The sequence below is a fragment of the Anaeromyxobacter sp. SG17 genome, from assembly GCF_022690695.1.
Taxonomy (GTDB): domain Bacteria; phylum Myxococcota; class Myxococcia; order Myxococcales; family Anaeromyxobacteraceae; genus Anaeromyxobacter; species Anaeromyxobacter soli.
In genome coordinates this window covers 46,940-68,142 of sequence record NZ_JALCYX010000017.1, presented here as the reverse complement: position 1 = coordinate 68,142, position 21,203 = coordinate 46,940, and the positions used below count along the sequence as shown (strand labels likewise).

Annotated in this window: 20 protein-coding genes; 11 read left to right on the top strand and 9 right to left on the bottom strand. The window is 74.5% G+C overall.

Annotated features, from left to right (window positions below):
- Window positions 1-25: 25 nt before the first annotated feature.
- The 3 genes from MNY60_RS09195 to accD form a co-directional block, all read right to left on the bottom strand.
- A complete protein-coding gene (locus MNY60_RS09195) occupies window positions 26-1,573 on the bottom strand; it encodes an AMIN domain-containing protein (protein ID WP_242336481.1) in 1,548 nt (515 codons plus the stop codon).
- 91 nt (window positions 1,574-1,664) lie between these two features.
- Window positions 1,665-2,876, bottom strand: coding sequence for a folylpolyglutamate synthase/dihydrofolate synthase family protein (locus tag MNY60_RS09190; RefSeq protein ID WP_242336484.1), 1,212 nt, complete (start codon window positions 2,874-2,876; stop codon window positions 1,665-1,667).
- 62 nt (window positions 2,877-2,938) lie between these two features.
- Complete coding sequence (gene accD, locus MNY60_RS09185; RefSeq protein WP_242336487.1) at window positions 2,939-3,796, bottom strand: acetyl-CoA carboxylase, carboxyltransferase subunit beta; 858 nt, start codon at window positions 3,794-3,796, stop codon at window positions 2,939-2,941.
- A 359-nt stretch (window positions 3,797-4,155) separates the two neighbouring features.
- Between accD and purM the strand changes: the two genes are divergently transcribed.
- The 5 genes from purM to MNY60_RS09160 all read left to right on the top strand — a co-directional run bounded on the left by purM (window position 4,156) and on the right by MNY60_RS09160 (window position 9,340).
- Entirely contained in the window at window positions 4,156-5,190 is a 1,035-nt protein-coding gene (gene purM, locus MNY60_RS09180) for a phosphoribosylformylglycinamidine cyclo-ligase (RefSeq protein WP_242354617.1), read from the top strand.
- Window positions 5,187-5,879: a phosphoribosylglycinamide formyltransferase gene (purN, locus tag MNY60_RS09175; protein WP_242336493.1), complete on the top strand. Its 693-nt coding sequence runs from the start codon at window positions 5,187-5,189 to the stop codon at window positions 5,877-5,879. The genes purM and purN overlap by 4 nt, the downstream gene beginning before the upstream one ends.
- Window positions 5,880-5,968: 89 nt before the next feature.
- Window positions 5,969-7,522, top strand: coding sequence for an NAD(P)-binding protein (locus MNY60_RS09170; RefSeq protein WP_242336496.1), 1,554 nt, complete (start codon window positions 5,969-5,971; stop codon window positions 7,520-7,522).
- Between the two features lie 129 nt (window positions 7,523-7,651).
- A complete protein-coding gene (gene rpmB, locus MNY60_RS09165; protein ID WP_242336499.1) occupies window positions 7,652-7,873 on the top strand; it encodes a 50S ribosomal protein L28 in 222 nt (73 codons plus the stop codon).
- Window positions 7,874-8,041: 168 nt separating this feature from the next.
- Window positions 8,042-9,340, top strand: coding sequence for a DUF6178 family protein (locus MNY60_RS09160; protein ID WP_242336502.1), 1,299 nt, complete (start codon window positions 8,042-8,044; stop codon window positions 9,338-9,340).
- A gap of 68 nt (window positions 9,341-9,408) precedes the next feature.
- Here the strand turns inward: MNY60_RS09160 and add are convergent, their stop codons facing one another.
- The 3 genes from add to MNY60_RS09145 all read right to left on the bottom strand — a co-directional run bounded on the left by add (window position 9,409) and on the right by MNY60_RS09145 (window position 11,186).
- Window positions 9,409-10,404 carry an adenosine deaminase gene (gene add / locus MNY60_RS09155; protein ID WP_242336505.1) on the bottom strand — a complete coding sequence of 332 codons (996 nt, stop codon included), beginning with the start codon at window positions 10,402-10,404 and terminating at the stop codon, window positions 9,409-9,411.
- Between the two features lie 12 nt (window positions 10,405-10,416).
- Entirely contained in the window at window positions 10,417-10,893 is a 477-nt protein-coding gene (locus MNY60_RS09150; RefSeq protein ID WP_242360473.1) for a hypothetical protein, read from the bottom strand.
- A gap of 74 nt (window positions 10,894-10,967) precedes the next feature.
- Window positions 10,968-11,186 carry a hypothetical protein gene (locus tag MNY60_RS09145; protein ID WP_242360472.1) on the bottom strand — a complete coding sequence of 73 codons (219 nt, stop codon included), beginning with the start codon at window positions 11,184-11,186 and terminating at the stop codon, window positions 10,968-10,970.
- A gap of 129 nt (window positions 11,187-11,315) precedes the next feature.
- On the opposite strand from MNY60_RS09145, the gene folD reads away from it, so the two are divergent.
- The 6 genes from folD to gcvPB all read left to right on the top strand — a co-directional run bounded on the left by folD (window position 11,316) and on the right by gcvPB (window position 17,981).
- A complete protein-coding gene (folD, locus tag MNY60_RS09140; protein WP_242336513.1) occupies window positions 11,316-12,161 on the top strand; it encodes a bifunctional methylenetetrahydrofolate dehydrogenase/methenyltetrahydrofolate cyclohydrolase FolD in 846 nt (281 codons plus the stop codon).
- On the top strand, window positions 12,158-13,294 hold the full coding sequence (locus MNY60_RS09135) for a metallophosphoesterase (protein ID WP_242360471.1): 1,137 nt from the start codon (window positions 12,158-12,160) through the stop codon (window positions 13,292-13,294). The genes folD and MNY60_RS09135 overlap by 4 nt, the downstream gene beginning before the upstream one ends.
- A gap of 200 nt (window positions 13,295-13,494) precedes the next feature.
- A complete protein-coding gene (gcvT, locus tag MNY60_RS09130) occupies window positions 13,495-14,577 on the top strand; it encodes a glycine cleavage system aminomethyltransferase GcvT (protein ID WP_242360470.1) in 1,083 nt (360 codons plus the stop codon).
- A 17-nt stretch (window positions 14,578-14,594) separates the two neighbouring features.
- Complete coding sequence (gcvH, locus tag MNY60_RS09125) at window positions 14,595-14,981, top strand: glycine cleavage system protein GcvH (RefSeq protein WP_242336522.1); 387 nt, start codon at window positions 14,595-14,597, stop codon at window positions 14,979-14,981.
- Between the two features lie 88 nt (window positions 14,982-15,069).
- Window positions 15,070-16,407, top strand: a complete 1,338-nt coding sequence (gene gcvPA / locus MNY60_RS09120; RefSeq protein WP_242360469.1) for an aminomethyl-transferring glycine dehydrogenase subunit GcvPA — start codon at window positions 15,070-15,072, stop codon at window positions 16,405-16,407.
- A 2-nt stretch (window positions 16,408-16,409) separates the two neighbouring features.
- Window positions 16,410-17,981, top strand: a complete 1,572-nt coding sequence (gcvPB, locus tag MNY60_RS09115; protein WP_242336528.1) for an aminomethyl-transferring glycine dehydrogenase subunit GcvPB — start codon at window positions 16,410-16,412, stop codon at window positions 17,979-17,981.
- 48 nt (window positions 17,982-18,029) lie between these two features.
- On the opposite strand, the gene MNY60_RS09110 is transcribed toward gcvPB, so the two are convergent.
- From MNY60_RS09110 to MNY60_RS09100, 3 genes are all read right to left on the bottom strand, one after another.
- Window positions 18,030-18,512, bottom strand: a complete 483-nt coding sequence (locus tag MNY60_RS09110; RefSeq protein ID WP_242336531.1) for a methylglyoxal synthase — start codon at window positions 18,510-18,512, stop codon at window positions 18,030-18,032.
- 78 nt (window positions 18,513-18,590) lie between these two features.
- Window positions 18,591-19,703 (bottom strand): TonB family protein, encoded by a 1,113-nt coding sequence (locus MNY60_RS24230; protein ID WP_242360468.1) that lies wholly within the window; start codon window positions 19,701-19,703, stop codon window positions 18,591-18,593.
- Between the two features lie 151 nt (window positions 19,704-19,854).
- Window positions 19,855-21,075, bottom strand: a complete 1,221-nt coding sequence (locus MNY60_RS09100) for an energy transducer TonB (RefSeq protein WP_242336537.1) — start codon at window positions 21,073-21,075, stop codon at window positions 19,855-19,857.
- Between the last annotated feature and the right edge of the window lie 128 nt (window positions 21,076-21,203).

Below are 21,203 nucleotides of genomic sequence, written 5' to 3'. Positions count from 1 at the left end.
TACGCGGCGCGCCGTCGCTGTCGCGTCAATTCGCGGCCGGCGTCGTCGCGGGCGCCTCGCCCTCGAGCGCGGCCGGGACGGGGTCGGCAGCGGCGCCGCCGCCCGGCGCGGCCCCGGCGGGCCCCGCCACCGGCAGTGACGCCGGCGCGGCGGGCCGCTCGAAGTCGATGGCGAGCATGTCGCCCTCGATCCGCTGCTGGTACGGGACCCGCTCGCGCAGCTTGATGTCGAGGACGTAGCTCGAGCCGCGGCGCGCCGGGGTGACGACCGCGACCGCGGAGGAGAAGAACGACGTGTCGAGGTGACGCAGGTCGTTCCGGCGCGTCGCGCGCGTGTTCTCGAGCTCGACCCGGATCACGTTCTCGCCCACGTCCTGGACGGAGAACCGGGGCGTCACGCTGGTGCGCACGAAGACGCGCGAGACCCCGGACATCTGCTTGAACCCGACCTCGCGGAGCTGCGCCCGCGGCGCCCCCACGTCGAGCCGCCCGGCGGACGCCTCGGCGGCCGTCTCGGCCACCGCGGCCGCCGGCTCCGGATGCGACTCCGCTGCCGCCCCCCGGGACCGCTCCGGCGCGGGCGCCTCGTCGAGCGCGGCGGCCTTGCCGTTCGCCGCGGCGAGCTCGCGCTCCGATGCGGCCCGAGCCTCGGCCGCAGCGCGCGCGCCGGCCTCCTCTTCTGCCCGACGGTCCGCCTCCGCGCGCGCGCTGGCCTCGGCCTCGCGCGCCTCCCCCTCCGCGCGCGACCGGGCCTGGGCCTCGGCCTCGGACCTCGCGACCTCCTCCTGCCGCTCCTTCTCGTACGCCGCGCGCGCCTCGGCGGCGCCCTTCGCCTCGGCCTCCGCGCGGGACTGCTCCTCCGCCGCCGCGCTCGCCGGCTGCGCGTCGGCTTCGACCCCGGCCTTGGCGCGATCCGCCTCGGCGGCCCGCGCCTTCTCCTCCGCGGCCGCGACCTCGGCGGCTCGCGCCTTCTCCTCCGCGGCCGCGACCTCGGCGACCCGCGCCTTCTCCGCCGCGGCCGCAGCCTCGGCCTTCTCCGCCTCGGCGCGCGCCTGGGCCTCGGCTGCGGCGCGGGCGGCGGCCTCCTCCTGCGCCTTCTTCTCGGCCGCGGCGCGAGCCTTCGCCTCCTCCGCCTCGCGCGCGCGGGCGCCGTCGTCGGCCGCCACGGCCGGGGACGCCCCCGCCGGCTTCGCGACCCGGACGACGAGCGTGTTCCCCTCGGCCAGCACCTCCGGCGGATCGACCTCGACCTGGAACGCCACCATGATCCGGGCGATCGCGGTCGCCTCGGAGCCGTACGACAGGTTCTTCACGAGGTTCACGACGCCGTTCCGGACGACGAGGTCCTCCGGGACGCCCTGGAGACGCGCCTCGGAGAGGTCGATCACGAAGCGCGGCGGATCGGCCATCGAGAAGGTCGTGAAGTTCGGCGGCTTCGAGCCCTTCACCTGGAGCACCACGGCGGCGCCCTCGTCCTTCACCTCGACGGCGGTGACGACGTTGAGGGCGCCGGCGGCGCGGGCGCTGCTGCCCGCGAAGGCGAGGACCAGCGCGACGAGGTGGCGAGGACGCATGCGTGGGCTCCCCAGAGAGGTCGGCGGGCAGGTTAGCATGCGACCGGCCGCCCCCTCAAAAAAAGCCCAGGGGTTCCAATGCGATATCTGACTACCTGGGCGCGAGGAGCCCGCGCGCCTCACCCACGAGGTAGAGCGAGCCGGCGACGCAGACCACGCCGTCCGGCGCCGCGGCGCCTCGCGCGCAGTCGATCGCCTCGGCGACCGAGCCGTGCACGTCCGCCCGGGCCCCCAGGCGGCGCGCCGCCTCGGCGACCTCGGCCGCGGGCCGCCCCCGCGCGGACGCAGGCGTGACGACGTGCAGCGCCCGGACGGCCGGGACGAGCGCGGCCAGCATGTGCGCGTGGTCCTTGTCGGCGAGCACCCCGAACACGAGCTCGACCGGTCGGCCGGGGTACATCGCCCGGAGCGCGGCGGCGAGGGCGGCGGCGCCGTCCGGGTTGTGTGCGCCGTCGAGCAGCACGCCCGAGAGCTCCTCGAGCCGCCCCGGCCAGCGCGCGGTCGCGATGCCGTGCGCCATCGCCTCGTCCGGAACCGCGACCCCGGCGCGCGCCAGCGCGCGCAGCGCCGCGTGGGCGAGCGCGGCGTTCCCCCGCTGGTGCGGCCCGGAGAGCGCGATCGGGCCCGGGTAGTCGGGGGCGGCCACGACGAACGGCGCGCCGCGCCGCGCCGCCTCCGTCCGCAGCGCCTCGAGCGCCCCGGGCGGCTGGCGCCCGTGCACCACCGCCGGCACGCCGGGCTTGAAGATCCCGGCCTTCTCGAAGGCGATCTGCTCGACGGTGTCGCCGAGGAGCTGCGTGTGGTCGAGGCCGATGGCGGCGATCGCCGTGACGCGCGGCACGATCGCGTTCGTCGCGTCGAAGCGCCCCCCGAGCCCCACCTCCACCACGGCGGCGCCGACGCCCGCGCGCGCGAAGTGGAGGAGGCCGGCGAGCGTCGCGAACTCGAAGTAGGTCAGCCGGTCGCCCTCCTCGCCCGCGTCGTGCCACGGGCAGGCCCGGCGGATCTCCTCGATCGCCGAGGCGAGGTCCAGGTCTCCGATGGGCGCGCCCGCAACCTGGATCCGCTCGTTGAAGCGGACGAGGTGAGGCGAGGTGTAGAGGCCGACCCTGTGGCCGGCGGCCTCGAGGGCGGCGGCGGCCATCGCGCAGGTGGAGCCCTTGCCGTTCGTGCCGCCGACGTGCAGCACGGGGTAGGCGCGCTCCGGACGGCCGAGCGCGTCGAGGGCGCGCTGCATCCGCTCGAGCCCGAAGCGCATCGCGAGCGGCTGCAGCCCGGCGAGGTAGGCGTGGGGATCGGCCATGGCGGTGTGCTAGCGCGCGCCGCGGGACCGCGCCGGGCCGGGCGCGGCCGCTCGCGCGCGGGTCAGCCGAGGAGCGACAGGAGCTGCCCGAGGCGATCCCGCATGTCGTGGCGGTGCACGATGGCGTCGATCATCCCGTGCTCGAGGAGGAACTCGCTGCGCTGGAAGCCCGGCGGCAGCTTCTCCCGGATGGTCTGCTCGATGACGCGGGGCCCGGCGAAGCCGATGAGGGCCTTCGGCTCGGCGATGACGACGTCGCCGAGCCAGGCGAAGCTGGCCGCCACGCCGCCCGTGGTCGGGTGGAGCATCACGGACACGTAGGGCTTCCTGACCGCCCGGAAGCGGTGGAGCGCCGCCGAGGTCTTCGCCATCTGCATGAGGGAGAAGATGCCCTCCTGCATGCGGGCGCCGCCGGTCGAGCTGAAGACGATGGCCGGCAGCCGGCGCTCGAAGGCGCGGTCGAAGACCCGCGTGACCTTCTCGCCGACGACCGAGCCCATCGAGCCGCCCATGAACTCGAACGCGAACGACCCGATCGACACCTGCTGCCCGGCGATCGAGCCCACCCCCGAGATGAACGCGTCCCGCAGCCCGGTGTTCTTGTAGGTGCCCTTCAGGCGGTCGCGGTACTTCTTCGCGTCCACGAAGCCGAGCGGATCCTGCGGGGTGAGATCGGCGTCGAGCTCCTCGAAGGAGCCGGGGTCGAGCACGAGCTCGAACCGGCGGCGGATCGGCAGCGCCTCGTGCTGGCCGCACGATGGGCAGACGTTCCACTCGCGCTCGAGCTCCGCGCGCGCGACCACGCTCTCGCAGCCCTCGCACTTGTGCCAGATGCCCTCGCCCTTGGCGGGCGGCGGCGGCGGGGCGGCGGGGGTCGACTCCCTCGCCTTCACCTTCTTCTGCTTGGAGAACCAGGGCATTTGCGGTGCGTGACCTCGGAAGGAAGTGGTGCTTAGCCGACCTCACGCGCCAGTGTCAACGAACCGCCCGCGACGCGGCGCGGCACGAACGCGGCCGGAAACTGGCGATGACGGATCGCTCCGCTACGATGCCTGCCAGCACTCCGAGCGAAAGCCGCTCCCGATGCGCCTCACCACCGTACTCCTCGCCGCCCTCCTGCTCCTCGCGGTCGCGCTCTAGGCGACGACCCGGAGCAACCGCGCCCCCCGGGCGCGGCCACGACGTGCGCCACGGCGCGCGGCGGCCGGCGTCCGCCCCGTCGCCCTGCCCGGCGCGGGAGCAGCTTGCGGCCGTCGCGCCGTCGCGGTAATGGCCCGCCATGTCCCTGACCTACCGCGACGCGGGCGTCGACATCGACGAGGGCGACCGCCTCGTCGAGCTCATCAAGCCCCACGCCCGTCCCACCCTCCGCCCCGAGGTCCTCGCCGGGATCGGCGGGTTCGGCGGGCTCTTCGCGCTCGACGTGAAGAAGTACCGCGAGCCGGTGCTCGTCTCGGGCACCGACGGCGTCGGGACGAAGCTCAAGGTCGCCTTCGAGGCGAACCGCCACGACACGATCGGCATCGACCTCGTGGCGATGTGCGTGAACGACGTCGCGGTCGTGGGGGCCGAGCCGCTCTTCTTCCTCGACTACTACGGCACGGGGAAGCTGTCCGCCGAGCAGGGCGCCGAGGTGGTGAAGGGCATCGCCGAGGGCTGCCGTCAGGCAGGTTGCGCGCTCATCGGCGGCGAGACCGCGGAGCTGCCCGGCTTCTACGCCCCGGGCGAGTACGACCTCGCGGGCTTCGCGGTGGGCTGCGTGGACCGCTCGCGCATCGTCGACGGCAAGACGGTCGCGAAGGGCGACCTCGTCATCGGCGTCGCCTCGACCGGGCTCCACTCGAACGGCTACTCGCTCGCGCGCAAGGCGCTCCTCGAGAAGAACCCACTCGACCGGCGCTTCGACGCCCTCGGAGGCCGCACGCTCGCGGAGGCGCTCCTCGAGCCGACCCGCATCTACGCCAAGGACGTGCTCGCGCTCCTCGAGGCGGTCCCGGTCAAGGCGTTCTCCCACATCACCGGCGGCGGCCTGCCCGGCAACGTGCCGCGCACGCTGCCCGACGGCACGCGCGCGGTGCTCGAGGAGCGGCGCTGGCCGAGGCCGGCCATCTTCGACCTCGTCGAGCGCGAGGGCGGCGTGCCGCGCGACGAGATGTACCGGACCTTCAACATGGGGCTCGGGCTCGTCGCCGTGGTCGCGCCGGGCGACGAGGCGGCAGCGCACGCCGCGCTGCGCGCGCGCGGCCTCGACGCGTGGACCGTCGGCCAGATCGAGGACGGCACGGGCGAGGCCACCTGCGAGGTGGTGCGGTGATCCGGCTCGGGGTCCTCGCGTCGGGCGGCGGCACGAACCTGCAGGCCATCCTGGACGCCTGCGGGGCAGGCGGCGCCGCACGCCGCGTGGACGCCGAGGTCGCCGTGGTCGTCTCGAACGTCCCGACCGCCGGAGCGCTCGAGCGGGCGCGCCGCGCGGGCGTCGCGACGGAGGTGCTCCCGTCGAAGGGCGTCGCCGATCGCGAGGCCTACGACCTCCGGCTCGTCGAGGTCCTGCGCGCGCACCGGGTCGAGGTCGTGTGCCTCGCCGGCTACATGCGGCTCGTCACGCCCGCCTTCCTGCGCGCCTTCGGCCCGACGCCCGCGTCGCGCGGCTGCCCGCGCGTCCTGAACGTGCACCCCGGCCTGCTGCCGAGCTTCCCGGGGCTCCACGCCCAGCGCCAGTGCGTCGAGTACGGCGCGCGCTTCGCGGGCTGCACCGTGCACTTCGTCGACGAGGGGACGGACACCGGCCCCGTGATCGCGCAGGCCATCGTGCCGGTCCTGCCCGACGACGACGAGGCGGCGCTCGCGGCCCGCATCCTCGAGCAGGAGCACCGGCTCTACCCCCAGGCCATCCAGTGGCTGGCGGCGGGCCGGCTCTCGGTCGAGGGGCGGCGCGTGCGGGTGGAGGGTGCGCGGCTCGCTCCGCCCGGGCCGGTCACGAACCCGCTCGTGGAGCTGGCGTGAAGCGAGCGGCCGGCCGCCCGGCCGCGGAATCGCGGCGCGGTCGAGAAGAGGTTTGGCGCGCGGCCGAACCCGGGTAGACTCCCGCGCCCGTGGCGCAGACCTTCCGTCCTCCCGCAACCCAGCGCATCTACGACGTCTGCGTGGTCGGCTCGCAGCTCGGCGGCGTGGTGGCCGGCGCGCTGCTCGCCCGGCGCGGCCTCCGCGTCCTGCACGTCGCCCACGACGACCCCGGCTTCCACTACGCCGACCAGGGTTACATCCTGCCCTTCGGACCGGCGGTCGTCCCCTCCCCGCGCCAGCTGCCGAGCGCGGAGGCGGTCCTCTCCGAGCTCGGCCTAGCGACCGACTTCTCGCGCGCGCTCGTGCCCTCGGATCCGGACTTCCAGCTCCTCCTGCCGAAGCACCGCGCCGACCTCTCGCGCGATCCCGCCATCCTGCGCACGGAGCTGCGCCGCGAGTGGCCGCAGGAGGCGGAGGCGCTCGAGGCGGCCTTCGCGACGCTCGGGACCCTCTTCGACTTCGCCGGCTTCTTCCTGCGCTCCGCGCCGCCGCTCCCTCCGGACGGGTTCATCGAGCGGCGCGAGGTGAAGAAGGCCATCAAGCTCGCCTCGACCGCGCCGGGCGCGCCGAAGGAGCCGGTGGGCGTCGCGAGGCCGTTCGCAGGGCTCGAGGACCACGAGCTCGCCCAGAGCGTCGCCATCGCGCACCGCTTCCTCACGTACCTCGACGGTGAGCCCTCCCCGCTCTCGCTCGTCCGGCTCCTCGGCGGCGCGTTCCGGGGGACGAGCCGCCTCCCCGGCGGTCAGGGCACGCTGCGCGAGATGGTGCGCCGGCGCATCGCGGAGTCCCGCGGCGAGCTGCGCGGGGGCCCCGGCGAGCCGGCCGTCGCGACCGGGTTCGACATCGAGGGCGGCAAGGTCGAGGCGGTGCGGCTCGCCGACTCCCCGGACGCCCACGTGGCGCGCGCCTTCATCGTGGCCACCGACGCGGACCGCCTCCTCGACCTCCTGCCCGCGGATCTCCGCGAGTCGCGCGCCGTAGAGCCGCTCCGCGGGATTCGCCCGCGGCGTCAGCTCGTCTCGGTGAACCTCGTGGTGAAGCAGGCCGCGCTCCCGCCGGCGCTCGCCGAGAACGTGATCGCGCTGCGCAACGCCTCGGCCGGCGACGGCCTCGACAACGCCGTGTTCCTGCAGGTGCTCCCCGCGCGCCGCGAGGGGCGCAAGGGCCCCGGCGACAAGGGCTCGGGCGGCGAGCCCGTCTCGGACGAGCGCGTCGTCTGCGCGTCGGGGTTCGTCCCCGCCGACGTCCGGAGCCGGCCGGCGCTCCAGCAGGCCGCCTCCAGGATCCGCGAGGCGGTGGCGGACGCGATCCCCTTCTTCGAGCGCCACCTCATCGCCGAGTCGGCGCCCCTGCTCGCCTCTCCCGAGGCCGCCGATCTCCCTCCCGTCCACCCGCTCTACGAGGCCAACCTCGACGAGTTCCTGGGCGTGACCGGCGTGCCGGTGCGCGGCCCCTGGAAGAACCTGTTCTTCGCCGGCCGCGAGGTGCTCCCGGGCCTCGGCATCGAGGGCGAGTTCTACGCGGGGATCCAGGCGGCCGGGCACGTGGCCGCGCTCCTGGGGTCGAAGAACCCGCTCAAGTAGGCGGGATCGCGCGGGTCACGCCCGCACTGCTGCGCGGCGGCGGCGAGCGCCCGCCGCGTGAACCAGCCTCTTGCATTTCCGCCGCCGTTGCGTAATATCCCGCGCTCTTTCGGATTTTCGGAGCAAGCCATGGCACGCCGCTGCGACATCTGTGGGAAGGGCCCGCTCGTCGGGAACAACGTCTCCCACGCGAACAACAAGACGAAGACCCGCTCGATGCCCAACCTCCGCTCGGTCCGGGCGACGGTCGACGGCACCGTGAAGCACGTGCGCGTCTGCACGCGCTGCCTCAAGGCCGGCAAGATCGTGAAGGTCGCCCACGGCGCCTCCCGCGCCGCCGCGCGGGCGTAGCGCGAGGCCGGCCTCGGCCTCCGAGGCGCCTCCCCCGGCCTCGCGCGCGCCACCACGACGCCCGGCGCCGCGCGGTCTCTCCAGTCGTCCGTCCGGTGGGCTGCCGCCCCGAAGCGGTCCGCGCAGCGCGTTGCGCCGCCGCGGGGTGGCGCACCATGGGGGTGCGTGATGGCCAGGGAGAACAGGGCGCTCGCGCCTGCCGAGCTGAGGGACGCGCGCGCGGCGCTGGCCGCAGCGCGTGGGCGCAAGCGGCTCGACGTCATCCTCGACGCGCGCGATCCGCAGGCGCTCGTGCGCGCCCTGCCCGCCGACGAGCTGTACTTCACGATCCGCGACGTGGGCCTCGCCGACGCGGCGTTCATCGTGCAGCTCGCCTCGGCCCAGCAGTTCAAGACCTTCATCGACCTCGACGCCTGGTCGCGGTCGGGGTTCGAGCCGCGCAAGGCGCTGCCGTGGCTCCGCGCCGCGCGCGCCGGGGCGCAGCTCGAGCCGAAGGCCGCCGCCCGCTGGGAGCGGAAGCTCGCCGCGCTCGACCGCGAGGTGCTGTACCTCGTCCTGCGCACGAGCCTGCGCATCCACGACCTCGAGCAGGATCCCGATCCGGAGCTCACGAGCGACCGCTTCATGCGGACGCCCGAGAACAAGTTCGTGATCGAGTTCCTCGTGGACGGCACCGAGTACATGGCGGTGCGCGGCGTCCTCGACGACCTGTACGCCGAGGATCCGTTCGCCGCGACGCGGCTCCTCTCCTCGCTCCGCTGGGACCTCCCGAGCGAGCTCGAGGAGACGGCCCTCCGCTGGCGCGCCGCCCGCCTCGCGGATCTCGGCTACCCGTCCCTCGAGGAGGCCCTCTCGTGGTTCGCGCGCCCGCCGCGGACGCCGGCCGCGGCGCCCGGGCTGGCCGCGCGTCCGCCCGGCTTCTTCCTCGCGACGCTCGCGCAGGCGTCGCTGCTCGACCGCGCGTTCGCCGCGCTCTCGCCCGCGGAGCGCGACGCCGTCGAGCGGCAGATCGTGTCGGCCGCCAACGCCGTCCTCGTCGCCGACGCGGTGGACCCCGGCGACCTCGACGCCGTGCGAGGGGTCTTCCAGGCGGCGCGCGCCTACCTCGAGCTCGGGCTCGAGAAGCTCGCCGGCGGCGACGAGGGCCGCGCGATCGAGGCGCTCGCCGAGACGCCGGTGAAGCGGATCTTCCAGGAGGGGTTCGGGCGCGTGCTCGAGCTGCGCTGGCGCGCCGAGCGGATCCTGTCGGCGGCGGGGGGCCCCGAGCGCTTCCGCTCGCCGCTCTCCGAGATGCTCGCCGCCCTGGTGCACCGGCGGCCTCGGTACTTCCCCGGCATCGAGGCGCCGCCCGAGGAGTGGGGCACCCCGATGGCGGCCGCCTTCGAGCCGCGTCACTTCCGCTCGTCCGAGGACCTCGCCCGCACCGCCGCCGCGCTGGATGCGGCCGAGGCGGAGGCTGCGGGCTGACGGAGCGCGGCGGTCGTGGGGCGGAGCGAAGCGAGCCCGCCGGGGCCGGGGCCGCAGGCCCCGTGTGATCAATCCTCGATGAAGCTCGCCTCGCGGGCCCACGCGAGCGTCTGGTCGATCTGCTCGTCGGAGAGGATGCCGCCGTCGCGCAGGAGCCGCACCTCCGTGCGCATGTCCGTGTCGAGCAGGTACGGGCCGTCGGTGTTGATCGTGAACTTCACCCCGCGCTCCCAGAACCGCCGCAGGATCCCCCCGAGCTCCGCCAGCGACGCGACCGCGCGGGTCGCGAGGTTGGAGCTCGGGCAGATCTCGAGCACGATCCCCCGCTCGCGCAGGAGATCCATCACCCGCTCGTCCTTCGCGGCGCAGATCCCGTGGCCGATCCGCTGGGGCTCGAGCTCCTCCACGACGGCGCGCACCCCCTCGGCGCCCGTCCCGGCGGTCTCCCCGGTGTGCACGGTGGTCTTGAGCCCCGCCGCGCGGGCGCGCGCGAAGAGCTCGCGGTAGCGCTTCACCTCGCGGCCGTCGAGCTCGAGGGCGTTCCGCTCCGTCCCCGCGAGGTCGATCCCGACGACGCCCCGGCGCCGGTACTTGATGGCCTTCTCGACGAGGATCTCGTTGAGGTGCGCGTCGAACTCGCGGGCGAGGCAGAAGATGAGCCCGGCGCGGACGCCGTACTCGAGGAGGGCGCGGTCCATGCCCCGGAGCGCCGCGTGGATGATGTGATCGAGATCGCGCTCGCCGCCGACGTTGCGCTTCATGGGGTTGAAGCGCAGTTCGATGAGCGAGACGCGCGAGGAGCGGTACTCCTTGCCGATGACCTCGTAGACGCTGCGCTCCATCGCCTGCGGCGACGACTGGATCTTCTCCGTCCAGGTGTGCAGGACGGCGAGGTACTCGTCGAGCGACTTCACCTTCCCCGGCCGGGCGGAGACGAGCTCCTTGAACTCCCAGTAGTCGGAGACGGGCAGCTTGAACCCCTGCTCGTGGGCGATCGACCAGAGGACGTGGGGCGCGACCGCCCCGCCGACGTGGATGTGGAGGTCCGCGAGCTCCCTGGGCATGGGGCTCTAATCCTAGGACTGCGACTCGTCCGGCGCGGCGTTCGACGGCGCGCCGAGCCCGAGACCGCACTCCGGGCACTCGGCCTCCTCCCCGCCGCGCACCGCGAACACGTGCCCGCAGGCCGGGCAGGTGAGGTCCCCGCCCTGGTCCAGATCCACGCCCGCCTGGCCCCGGGCCGCGGCCGCCGCGGCCTCGGGATCCTCGAGCAGCTCGGCCCAGTCCCTCCGCAGGAACTCCACCGCGCGCGGGGCCTCGTCCCGCGGCACGTACAGGTTCCAGAGCGGATGGGCGCGCTCCTCGGGGCGCGCCGGCGGGACCTTCTCCATCTCCGGCCCGAGCCCCTCGACCTCGAGGAGCGACATCATCTCGCGCACCGAGGCGTAGCCGGAGCGCGTGACCAGCGCGAGCCCTTCGGCGTCGGCCTCGCACGTGACGCAGTGGCCCGCGTCGTCGAGGGGCGTCGTGCACTTCTCGCACAGCTCTGCCATCGGCGGTTCTCCCGGAGCGCGTCGGCGCGCGACGGGATATTAGCCGGACCCGGTCGCGTTCGCCCCGTGCGCGATCAGCGCCGCGCCGGCCGCGCGGGGTTTCGCGGCGCGTGCTTCGCGACGGCGCGCGAGAGCGATCCCTGGGGCTGCGGCGCGGGCGCCGTCGCGGCGCGCTCGGGCGCGACGACGCGCGGCGGCTCGGCCTGGGTCGCGGGCCCCTGCTCGCGGCCGGGGCCGGCCAGCACGGCGAGGGCGAGGAGCGCCGGAGCGAAGAGGAAGCGATACAGGGCCATGGTCGGCCTCCGGGGCGGCGTGCGAGCGGACCGAGGGATGACCCTGACGGTGGGGCGGGCCGGGCTCCGCGCCAAGCGGCCAGGATGGGGGCGCCGCTCCCGGCGGCCTTCGCTATACTGCCGAGCCCTATGATCATCGACGGTAAGCTCATCGCGGCGAAGGTGCGGAGTGAGGTCGCGGAGGCGGTTCGCGCGCTCGTGGCGGTCGGGATCGCCCCCGGCCTCGCGGTGGTGCGGGTCGGCGAAGACCCCGCCTCCGCCATCTACGTGCGCGGAAAGCGCAAGGACTGCGAGGAGGTCGGGATTCGCTCCGTGGAGCACCACCTCCCCGCCACGACGTCGCAGGCCGACCTGCTCGCGCTCGTCGGCCGGCTCAACGCCGACCCGACCATCCACGGCATCCTGGTCCAGCTCCCCCTCCCCAAGCACCTCGACGAGCGCACCGTCCTCGACGCGATCGATCCCCGCAAGGACGCGGACGGCTTCCACCCGTTCAACGTCGGCGCGCTCTCGATCGGCATCCCCGGCACGCCGCGCCCGTGCACCCCCGCCGGCGTGATGCGGCTCCTCGAGGAGGCCAAGGTGGACCCGAAGGGCAAGCGCGCCCTCGTCGTCGGCCGCTCCAACATCGTCGGCAAGCCCATGGCCGCGATGCTGCTCGAGAAGCACGCCACGGTGACGATCGCCCACTCGCGCACGCAGGATCTCGCGGGCGAGGTCGCCCGCGCCGACATCCTCGTCGCGGCCATCGGCAAGGCCGAGCTCGTCCGGGGTGACTGGGTCCGCGAGGGCGCGGTCGTGATCGACGTCGGCATGAACCGGCTCGAGGACGGGCGGCTCGTGGGCGACGTGGAGTACGCGGGTGCCGCGCGGCGCGCCTCCGCGATCACGCCCGTGCCGGGCGGCGTCGGCCCGATGACCCGCGCCATGCTGCTCGTCAACACCATCGACCTCGCGAGGGCGCGCGCGCGGTGAGCCGGGCCCGGCTCGCCGCCGCGCTCGTCGCGCTCACGCTCGCGGCCGGCGGCTGCGGATCGAGCCCGACGTTCACGGTCCGCTCCGAGCGCGCGCGCCGGCCGGGGCCGGCCCCCGAGCTCTCCGGACCGTTCCTGCGCGTCCTCCACCTCGCCGACTTCGGAGACGGGACCGACCAGCAGCGCGAGGTCGCCCGCGCCGTGTCCTCGGCCCACCGGAGGTCGCCCTTCGCGCTCGCCCTCTTCCCGGGCGACGACGTCTACCCGTGCGGCCCGAGCACGACCGTGCCCGGGGCGTCCTCCTGCGCCTTCGGCGCCGACGGCAACACCCTCGCCCCCGGCTTCGCGGCGCCGGCGGACCCCGGGTTCGCTCGCCACGAGGGGCCGCTCTCGACCCTCGCCGGCGCCCCCGCGGCGGAGGTCTACCTCGCGCTCGGCAACCACGACGTGGCGTCCGGCGGGAGCTGCAGCCAGGGCGGGGACCCCGTCGCCGAGGGTCGGCTCAAGGCCTGCCTCGAGGTGGCGCACCGGTCGCCGCTCTGGCAGATGCCGGCGCGGCACTACGCGCTCGATCGCGGGGCGGCCCGCTTCCTCGTCGTCGACACGAACCTCGTGAAGGGCGCGTACGGCGGGTTCGCGCTCGACGACGAGGTCGCCTTCGTGCGCGAGGAGGCGCCCGGCTGCCGGGCCGACGCCTGCGACGCGGAGCCCGGCGGCTGCGACAAGCCCTGGTGCTTCCTCGTCGGCCACCACCCGCCGGTCACCGCCGGCGGGCACCGCACCGACGCGACGCCCGACTACCTCGCGCGGATGGACCGGCTCCTCGCCGCGGGCGGGGGACGCGTCCGCGCCTTCCTCGCCGGGCACGATCACGATCTCCAGCACCTCCGCGCGCCGAGCGGCCTCGACGTGCTCGTCTCGGGGAACGGAGCGCGGGGCCGCCCGTCGGAGCGGTTCGACACCGCGTCGGTCCCGGGCACCGAGGTGATCTTCGCGTCGGTGCGGTGGGGGTTCGGCGTGCTCGAGGTCGCGCGGGCGGGCTGGCGCTACCGCTTCGAGGACGACGGCGGCGCACCGCTCTACTGCTGCGCGGCCGTGGGCGCGGGACGCTGCGAGCCCGTCGCCTGCCCCTGATACGCCTCGAGTGCGAGCGCCGCGAGCGCGCCCGTTCCGGGGGGCGCGGGGCGCCTCCGCCATTCCTGCCTTGCGGACCCTTCGCGGGAGCGGTAGTCCAAGGGCGCGTCCCCGCGAGATCTTCCGCCGGTCCCGGCGCGCTTGACCCGACAGTCGACCCCGATAGAATCCGCCCGCCCTTCCGGTCCCCGAGGCGCCCCATGGCCCAGCGAACGCCCCTCTTCGAAACGCATGTCCGTTCCGGCGCGCGGATGGTGGACTTCGCCGGCTGGGAGATGCCGGTCCAGTACGCCGGCATCCTGGAGGAGCACGAGGCGGTCCGCACGCGCGTCGGCCTGTTCGACGTGTCGCACATGGGCGAGGTCGTGTTCCGCGGCCCGCGCGCCCTCGAGGCGCTGAACCGGCTCTTCACGAACGACCTCTCGAAGGTCGCGGACGGCCAGGCGCAGTACGGCTGCCTCTGCCGCGAGTCCGGCGGGATCGTCGACGACGTGGTCGTGTACCGCCGCGCGGCCGACGACCTGCTCGTGTGCGTGAACGCGGGCAACCGGCAGAAGGACTTCGACTGGCTGTCCGGCCACCCGGGCGGAGCGGACGTGAAGAACGAGTCCGACGACTGGGCCCAGCTCGCGCTGCAGGGGCCGCGCGCCGCGCAGCTCCTCCAGCGGCTCACGCCGCTCGATCTCATGCCCATCCGCTCCTACCGCTTCGCCCGGGGCGAGGTCGCGGGCGTGCCCTGCCTCGTCGCGCGCACGGGCTACACCGGCGAGGACGGCTTCGAGCTCTTCTGCCCCCCCGCCGCCGCGCCGCGCCTGTGGGACGCGCTCCTCGAGGCAGGCCAGGCCGAGGGAATCCAGCCGTGCGGCCTCGGCGCGCGCGACTCGCTCCGGCTCGAGATGGCCTACCGGCTCTACGGCTCGGACATGGACGACGGCACGACGCCGCTCGAGGCCGGCCTGGGCTGGGTGGTGAAGCTCGACAAGGGCGAGTTCATCGGGCGCGACGCGCTCGTCCGCCAGAAGGAGCAGGGCCTCGCGCGGAAGCTCGTCGGCTTCGTGCTGACCGACGCGGGGATCGCGCGCCACGGGTATCCGGTGGTGCAGGACGGGCGGAAGGTCGGCGAGGTGACGAGCGGGACGAAGAGCCCGTCGCTCAAGACCTCGATCGGCCTCGCCTACGTCCCGCCGGCGCTCGCCGCGGAGGGCTCGACCTTCGGCGTCGAGATCCGCGGCCGCGCCGCCGCGGCGAAGGTCGTGAAGACGCCGTTCTACACGCGGAAGTGACCGAGGAGAGGGACGCCATGGAAATCCCCGACACCCTGAAGTACACGCGCGAGCACGAGTGGGCCCGGACGAAGGGCACGCAGGTCGTCATCGGGATCACCGACTTCGCCCAGGATCAGCTCGGCGACGTCGTGTTCGTGGAGCTGCCCGACGTCGGGGACACGGTGAAGAAGGGTGAGTCGTTCGGGGTCGTCGAGTCGACCAAGGCCGTCTCCGAGCTCTTCGCCCCGCTCTCCGGCAAGGTCGTCGAGGTCAACGACCCGCTGGCCGACGCGCCCGAGACGATCAACGACGATCCGTACGAGGAGGGCTGGATGATCGTCGTCGAGCCCTCCGATCCGAAGGAGCTCGAGGCGCTCATGGACGCGAAGGCGTACCGCGCGTTCGTCGAGGAGCAGGAGTAGGCGTCCGCCGCCCGGCGGGCGTCGTCACCGAGACATTCGCGGGCGGCCGTCCCGGGACGGGTTCGCGCGCGCCACAGGAGTCCGCGCCTTGCGCTACCACCCGCACACGCCCGAGGACGTCCGGGCGATGCTCGACGCCATCGGGGCGGAGAGCCTCGACGCCCTGTTCCGCTCGATCCCGGAGCGGCTGCGCCTCTCCCGCCCGCTCGACCTGCCGCCCGCGGCGGACGAGGTCACGCTCTTCTCCGAGCTCCGCGCGCTCGCCGCGCGCAACGACACCGCGCACCCGCCGTTCGTCGGCGCCGGCTGCTACCCGCACCACGTCCCGCCGGTCGTCGACCAGCTCCTGCTCCGCGGCGAGTTCTTCACCGCCTACACGCCGTACCAGCCGGAGGTCTCGCAGGGCACGCTGCAGGCGCTCTTCGAGTGGCAGACGTTCGTGTGCCTCCTCACCGGCATGGACGTCTCGAACGCCTCCATGTACGACGGCGCGACCGCGATGGCCGAGGCGGCCCTCATGGCCACGCGGGTGACGGGGCGCAGCAAGATCGTGGTCTCGGCCGCGGTCCACCCCGAGTACCGCAAGGTCCTCGCGACCTACCTGCGGTCCACGGGCGACGAGATCGCGACCGTGCCGTTCGGCCCGGACGGACGGACCGACCTCGCCGCGCTCGAGAAGGCGGTGGACGGCGGGACCGCCGCCGTCATCGTGGGCTACCCGAGCTTCCTCGGCGTCGTGGACGCGCTCCCGGAGGCCGCCGCCATCGCGAAGCGGGCCGGCGCGCTCACCATCTCCGTGACCGCCGAGGCGGTCGCGCTGGGCCTCCTCCAGGCGCCGGGCGCGCTCGGCGCCGACGTCGCGGTGGGGACCTTCCAGAGCTTCGGCAACCCGCTCGCCTTCGGCGGCCCTGCGCCGGGCTTCTTCGCGCTGCGCGAGCAGTTCGTCCGGCAGATGCCGGGCCGCGTCTGCGGCGCGACGGTGGACAAGCACGGCCGCCGCGGCTTCGTCCTCACCCTCTCCACGCGCGAGCAGCACATCCGGCGGGAGAAGGCGACCTCCAACATCTGCACGAACTCCGGCCTCAGCGCCCTCGCCGCGACGATCCACCTGTCGCTCCTCGGCAAGAAGGGGCTCACCGAGCTCGCGCGGCTCAACTTCACGCGCGCGCGGCTGCTGAAGGACGCGCTCGGGCGCGCCGGGATCTCCCCGGTGTTCTCCGCGCCGTCGTTCAACGAGCTGGCCTTCGACGTCGGGGACGCCGAGGCGGTGGTGGCGCGCCTCGCGAAGCGCGGCATCGCCGCCGGCGCGCCGCTCGCGCGCTGGTACCCGGAGCTCCGCGGGGCCAAGGGCGCGCTCCTCTGCGTCGCGACCGAGCTGCACACCCCCGAGCTCATCGAGCTCTTCGCGCAGGCGGTGAAGGGATAGCCATGGGAAACCCCACCGGCTGGAAGCCCAGCATGGAGAAGGACGCGAAGGTGACGGCGACGGCGCACGCGGAGGTCGGCGCGGGCGGCGCGACGCGCGGGCTCGTGCACGAGGAGCAGCTCCTGTTCGAGCGCGGCTCGACCGGCCGGAGCGGCGTGTCGCTGCCCGCTGCGGGCGGCGACTTCGACCCGGCCCGCGAGCTCCCGGCCGCGCTGCTGCGCGACGGCGTCGAGGGCATGCCGGAGGTCTCCGAGCTCGAGGTGGTCCGCCACTTCACGCGGATGTCCTCCTGGAACCACGGGATCGACACCGGCTTCTACCCGCTCGGCTCCTGCACCATGAAGTACAACCCGAGGTCGAGCGAGGCGCTCGCGCGCCTGCCGGGCTTCGCCAACGTGCATCCGCTCGCGCCCGCGGAGCTCGCGCAGGGGGCGCTCGAGCTCATGTACCGGCTCGAGCGGGCGCTCTCGGAGATCGCCGGCTTCGACCAGACGACGCTCGTCCCCGCGGCCGGGGCCCAGGGCGAGCTGTGCGGGCTCATGCTCATCCGCGCCTACCACCAGGCGCACGGCAACCCGCGCAAGAAGGTGCTCATCCCCGACACCGCGCACGGGACGAACCCGGCCTCCTCGGCGCTGAACGGCTACGACGTCGTGCAGCTCGCGTCGGGCGCGGACGGCCGGCTCCACCCGGAGACGGTCGCGGCGGCGATGGACGAGGACGTCGCCGCGATCATGATCACGAACCCCAACACGCTCGGGATCTTCGAGAGCAACATCGCGGAGATCGCCGAGATCGTGCACGCCAAGGGCGGCCTGGTGTACGGCGACGGCGCGAACATGAACGCGCTGCTCGGCGTCGCGCGCCCGGGCGACATGGGCTTCGACGTCATGCAGTACAACCTGCACAAGACGTTCGCGACGCCGCACGGCGGGGGCGGCCCGGGCTCCGGGCCCGTCGCGGTCAAGGCGAAGCTCGCGCCCTTCCTTCCCCTGCCCGTCGTCGTGAAGGAGGGCGAGCGGTACCGCCTCCTCGTCGAGCCGAAGGAGCGGCCGCAGACGATCGGGAAGCTCCGCGAGTTCTGGGGCAACTTCGGGATGTTCGTCCGCGCCTGGGCCCTCATCCGCGAGTACGGCCCGGAGGGCGTCGCCGAGACCGGGAAGCTCGCGGTGCTGAACGCCAACTACGTCCGCAAGCTCCTGCAGGGCACCTACAACCTCCCCTACGAGACGGACTCGCTCCACGAGGTGGTCTTCGACGACAAGCTGCAGAAGGTTCACGGCGTCACGACGATGGACGTCGCGAAGCGGCTCATCGACCACGGCTTCCATCCGCCCACGGTCTACTTCCCGCTCGTCGTCTCCGGCGCGCTCATGATCGAGCCGACGGAGACCGAGTCGAAGGAGACGCTCGAGCGCTTCTGCACCGCGATGAAGGCGATCGCCGAGGAGGCGCAGGCGGATCCCGAGGCGGTGAAGGCGGCGCCGACCCGGCCCTTCCGCGCCCGGCTCGACGAGACGCGCGCCGCCCGCAAGCCGATCCTGCGGTGGCGCCCCGGGATGAAGGTGGAGTGACGGCGGGCCGGCACCCCGCGGCCTCGGCCCGGGGTGCCCCGCCCGCGCTCAGTAACCGCGGGCCGCGCGCGAGCGCAGGTACGCCTCGCGGACCGCGGCGTGATCCTCGACGATCCGGTCGTACTCACCGTGGAACAGCTCGGAGGCGACGATGAAGTCGGCCGTCGACCGGTTGCAGGCGGTGGGGATGTTGTAGAGCACGGCGATGCGCAGGAGCGCCTTCACGTCCGGATCGTGGGGCTGCGGCTCGAGCGGATCCCAGAAGAAGATGAGCACGTCGAGCTCGCCGTCGGCGATCTTGGCGCCGACCTGCTGGTCGCCCCCGAGCGGCCCGCTCTTGAAGCGCGTGATCCGGAGATCCGTCGCGGCCTGCACCAGGCCGCCCGTCGTGCCGGTCGCGAACAGCCGGTGCTCCTTCAGCACCTCGCGGTTGTACTTCACCCACTCGAGGAGATCGTCCTTCCGGCTGTCGTGCGCGATGAGCACGACGTTCTTGACGCCTTCCATCTTGACGCGCTGCGGCTGATCCATCGGGGGGATATACCGCATCCGCCGCTCAGGAACATGGCGCGTCGGTGACATGACGGGCGCCCGGGCGAGCGGCCGCCCTCAGGGCCGAGGTGCGTCCGGCAGGGCGAACCTCGGCCGCGCGTCGTCCCAGGCGAGCTCGAAGCGCCACCGGGCGAGCAGGATCCGCCCGTCGGCGCCGACGAGCGCTCGCGGCGGGTTCGGGAAGGGCGAGGCGGCGCGGATCGCGCGCACGACCTCGCGATCGTAGAAGTCGAGGCCAGAGCTCGCCACGAGGCGCACGTCGCGGACGCCGCCCGCCGGCTCGAGCACGATGTCCACCGTCGTGCCGCGGGTCCGCCGGCCGTACCGCTGCGAGGCGGGGTCGCGCGCGTCCCAGGTCCGGTTCGGGTCCCACTCGCGCGCGATCGCACGTTTCACGCGCAGGAAGAACTCCGCGAAGCGGAACCGGCGGGTGTTGAGCCCCGTCGCGTCGCCCTCCTCCACGTCGTGGAGCCGTTCGCCCGGTCCGCCGGCGAGCCGCTCGAACGTGGACGCGGTCGGCAGCAGGCGCGGGTCGTAGGGTCCTGTGCTGCGCGCGCCACCCTCCCCGGCCGCCGCCGCGGGGGCGGCCTCGCGGGCTGCAGAGGCGGCGGAACCCGAGGGAGCTTCTCCGGCGGGCGCAGGCGCGAGCGCCGCCCGCGCGCGCGCGACCGCCTCGCCCGCGTCCGCGGAGCCCTCGCGGCCGGGCACGGGCGTCTCGGCGCTGCCGCCCTCTCCGTTCCGTGGGATCCCCTGGGCGCCCTCCGGGCCCGGGGTGGGCCGCGCGAGCGGGGTGTCCCAGCGCCGCTTCCCCGCCTCGCGAGACTGCACGTCGCGCGGCGCGCTGCCGTCGTGGTCGGAGAGGAACCGCCAGCGCTCTGGCGCGCGCCGATCCGCGGACGGGGGCGCCGCGACGACCTCGCCGCGGGGGTCGGGGCGCTCGTCCACCGCCGACGGCGGGCGGCGAGCGGGCTCGAGGGGCGTGGGCTGAGCGCGCTCCGCGGACACGAGCCGGTTCGCGCGCCAGCGCGCTGCGGACACCGCGGCCAGCCCGACCCGGGCGACGGCCTCCGCGCGGCGGGAGAGCGCGAACGCGCCCGCGGAGTGGATGGCGGCGAAGACCGCCGCGTTCAGGGCCACCGACGCGACGAGCGCGACGAGGGCGCGCCGCACCGGACGCTCGTGCGCAACGCGCGCAGCGCTGCGGTTCGCTGAGGTGTCCACGCGCCGTGGGAACACGGCGGCGTCGCCATTCCTGCCCGACCCCGCCGGCGCGTGCGACCGCTCCTCGCCCGCGCGCGTGCGCGGCCAGGCGGACGCCCGGTCACTGCTCCGGGCGCTCCCACATCACGAACGGCCGCCGATCGGACGGGTAGAGCGTGAAGGTGAACGGGACGCGGGTGGTCGGCTCGGAGCCGAACAACCCGCCGGGCGGGTTCGGGAACGGCTGGGCCTGCCGCACGGAGGCCATCGCGACGCGGTCGAAGAAGTCGACGTTGGACGACTGGAGCACGGACAGATCGGTCACGTGGCCGGAGCGATCGAGCGTGACGCTCACCACCACCGTCCGCTCCTTGTAGAAGAAGTGCTTGAACTCCGGGTCGCGCTCGCGAACGGCGGCGCGCACGCGCGGGTACCAGTCCGCGCCGATCTCGCGGCGCACCTGGTTGAAGAACGTGGCGTACTTGAACTCGCGGGTGTTGAGGGCGGTGACGTCGCCTTCCTCCGCCTCGCGGAACCCGTCCATGTTGGGCCCGCCCGCGAGCCGCGCGAGCGTGTCCTGCCCGAGCGACAGGTCGGGACGCTTCGGCCCCTGCAGCCGATCGGAGCCGTCCCCCGGCGCGCCCGGCAGCGCAGGCGAGGGCGCCCCCTGCTCGACGCGCTCCCTCCGCTGCTGCTCATGGAGCGGGGTCTCGCCTCCCGCGCTCGGCGCGAGGGCGAGCTTCTCCTGCGCCTGCTCGGGCTTCTGCTCCTGCTGCGGCATGCGCAGGCGATCCGCGCCCGTGCCTCGCTGGCCGGGCGCGCCCTCCTTCGCCTCGGTCTTTCGCTCCGCCTTGCCGCCCTCGCCCGACGCCTGGCGCCCCGGCGACGCAGGGGACGGCTGCGACCGCAGGTTCTGCGAATTGCCCGCGTAGCGCGAGACCGTCTCCTTCTCGACCCGCCGGTTCCGCTCGGACAGGAAGCGGCTGTCCTTGGGCGCCGCGTCCTCGCCCGGTGCGTCCGGGGCGAGCTCGACCACCTTGCCCGCCGCGCGCTGCTCCTCCGGGGGCGGCACGGGAGGCGCTTGCGGCGCGGGGGCCGCGCTGGGAGGCGGCGGAGGGCGGTTGCCGATGGCGCGGTTCGCGTCCCACTGCGACTGGGAGAGGTGCGTGAGCGCCACGGGTCGCGCCGGCCCCGGCGCGCGGAACGCGAACGCGCCGGCGGAGAGGAGCGCCCAGAGGAGCCCCGCGTTCGCGCCCAGCGAGAGCGCGATGGCGAGGAGCGTCCGGACCCCGAGACGGTCGCGGCGGATGCGTCGCCGGAGGCGTGTGCGGGACGGGGCCATGAGTTCCCGGGAGAATGTAACAGAGCACCTCTCCTTTTCCTCCCGCTCGCGTGCGTCCGTGCCGCCGGCTCCGTGGTTGACCTCCCGGCCGCGGGCCGGTAAACAGCGCGCGCCGATGCGCGCCGAGC

Bases quoted from the DNA above. Each gene is read 5' to 3' on its own strand.
- folD (WP_242336513.1), top strand. From the start codon at position 11,316: ATGATCATCGACGGTAAGCTCATCGCGGCGAAGGTGCGGAGTGAGGTC.
- MNY60_RS09160 (WP_242336502.1), top strand. From the start codon at position 8,042: ATGGCCAGGGAGAACAGGGCGCTCGCGCCTGCCGAGCTGAGGGACGCG.
- gcvT (WP_242360470.1), top strand. From the start codon at position 13,495: ATGGCCCAGCGAACGCCCCTCTTCGAAACGCATGTCCGTTCCGGCGCG.
- gcvH (WP_242336522.1), top strand. From the start codon at position 14,595: ATGGAAATCCCCGACACCCTGAAGTACACGCGCGAGCACGAGTGGGCC.
- MNY60_RS09150 (WP_242360473.1), bottom strand. From the start codon at position 10,893: ATGGCAGAGCTGTGCGAGAAGTGCACGACGCCCCTCGACGACGCGGGC.
- add (WP_242336505.1), bottom strand. From the start codon at position 10,404: ATGCCCAGGGAGCTCGCGGACCTCCACATCCACGTCGGCGGGGCGGTC.
- accD (WP_242336487.1), bottom strand. From the start codon at position 3,796: ATGCCCTGGTTCTCCAAGCAGAAGAAGGTGAAGGCGAGGGAGTCGACC.
- MNY60_RS09190 (WP_242336484.1), bottom strand. From the start codon at position 2,876: ATGGCCGATCCCCACGCCTACCTCGCCGGGCTGCAGCCGCTCGCGATG.
- rpmB (WP_242336499.1), top strand. From the start codon at position 7,652: ATGGCACGCCGCTGCGACATCTGTGGGAAGGGCCCGCTCGTCGGGAAC.
- gcvPB (WP_242336528.1), top strand. From the start codon at position 16,410: ATGGGAAACCCCACCGGCTGGAAGCCCAGCATGGAGAAGGACGCGAAG.
- MNY60_RS09145 (WP_242360472.1), bottom strand. From the start codon at position 11,186: ATGGCCCTGTATCGCTTCCTCTTCGCTCCGGCGCTCCTCGCCCTCGCC.
- MNY60_RS09100 (WP_242336537.1), bottom strand. From the start codon at position 21,075: ATGGCCCCGTCCCGCACACGCCTCCGGCGACGCATCCGCCGCGACCGT.
- MNY60_RS09110 (WP_242336531.1), bottom strand. From the start codon at position 18,512: ATGGATCAGCCGCAGCGCGTCAAGATGGAAGGCGTCAAGAACGTCGTG.
- purM (WP_242354617.1), top strand. From the start codon at position 4,156: ATGTCCCTGACCTACCGCGACGCGGGCGTCGACATCGACGAGGGCGAC.
- MNY60_RS09195 (WP_242336481.1), bottom strand. From the start codon at position 1,573: ATGCGTCCTCGCCACCTCGTCGCGCTGGTCCTCGCCTTCGCGGGCAGC.